This window comes from Poinsettia branch-inducing phytoplasma str. JR1, from assembly GCF_000309465.1.
GTDB lineage: Bacteria > Bacillota_I > Bacilli_A > Acholeplasmatales > Acholeplasmataceae > Phytoplasma > Phytoplasma pruni.
Genome location: NZ_AKIK01000029.1, coordinates 1 through 1285, shown reverse-complemented (window position 1 = coordinate 1285; position 1285 = coordinate 1). Strand labels below are relative to the sequence as shown.

The following is a 1285-nucleotide window of genomic DNA, read 5'->3' as shown; positions in this document are numbered from 1 at the left end:
ATTTTATATATTACTAATTTCAAAAGATAGTTTGAAAATATTTTTTAAATATTTTATGCCCTCAATATATATATAGTTAGATTAAAAAAAGAGAAAAAATCGTCAACAAAATTACTACTCCTTAAATTCAAAAGCTGCAAATTTTGACATAGGTTTAAAAATATAATGGTTTTAAAAATTGGTAAAAGTTTTTTCTCTACAAGTTGTTATTTTTTATAATTTTTATTTGAATTTTTTTGAAAGGGTCAAATTTGGATTTTAATATTTAATTGTTTTTGTGATTTTGCATTATCTTAGAATTTTAGTTTTCTTTTATTTTCGTTAGATATTAATTTTGTTATTTTATTTAAACTAATTTGTGTTCTTTTTTATTAAAATATTGAATATCTTCATTTAATTGTTTCATAGCATCTTCTATAATATCAATTTTTTGTTTTCATTAATTGATTGTTATTGGCAATTAATATTCCTATAAAAGTAATTAAAAAAAGATAAATTATTTGAAAATGATTTTTTAATTTCAACATTACTTAATATTTCCTTTGATTTTTATAAAATGTTCTGATCTGTTAAAAAAGAATGAGGCGAAAAAAGAATTTTTTTAACGGATCAGAACACATAATATATCGCAATTTTATTAATAACAGGATGGAAAATTTTAGGATTGAAAATGTTAAATTATTTCATCTGTATTTGAATCAAAAATTCTACTTTTATGAATTGAATTTTGTGATAATAAAATATCATGATAAAAAATCAAAAAAGTTTGTATTAATTCTTTTTCTATTATTTGTAGAACGTCTTCATTTTTAATCAAAGAACGATGGTCTAAACTTCGTTCTAAAAAATTGTTTAGTTGAAATTTAAATAATTGTAAAAATTTCTTTCTTTTTTTTAATTTAATTGTTGTAAGAATATCTCTACAAGTATCAATATTTTTAGTTAAATGTTCTATATCAGGATTTATTTGCTCTTTTATAAAAAAGCTATGATTTTTTTCAAAAAATTTTTTTTAAAATCTCTTAATTCTTTAGATTTTAATGAATATTTGTCATTCAATTCTTTATATTTAAATACCAAAAAAATTATAGCCATAATCAAAATCAAAAATAAAATAAAAATTTTTATTGAATCCATTTTTATATAAAACTCCTTTTTTAATTATATTAAAGTGTTTCTAAGAATGCTAAAAAAAATTGGAACAACCAATAGAAAATCTCAATTTATTCTAAAAAATTTACTTTTTACAAATTGAAATTATTTATTAATTAATTTTATATTAACA

At 17.8% G+C, this 1285-nt stretch carries 2 protein-coding genes; both read right to left on the bottom strand.

Annotated elements, in window-relative coordinates:
• Window positions 1-422 precede the first annotated feature (422 nt).
• Window positions 423-527, bottom strand: coding sequence for an SVM family protein (locus ON17_RS03325; protein ID WP_017191587.1), 105 nt, complete (start codon window positions 525-527; stop codon window positions 423-425).
• 146 nt (window positions 528-673) lie between these two features.
• The gene (locus ON17_RS03525) at window positions 674-817 is read right to left on the bottom strand and encodes a hypothetical protein (protein WP_017191586.1); all 144 of its coding nucleotides are present in this window, start codon (window positions 815-817) and stop codon (window positions 674-676) included.
• Window positions 818-1285 lie beyond the last annotated feature (468 nt).

What these genes read in the sequence shown, in the direction of transcription:
- ON17_RS03325 (WP_017191587.1), bottom strand. Translation starts at nt 527, where the DNA reads ATGTTGAAATTAAAAAATCATTTTCAAATAATTTATCTTTTTTTAATT.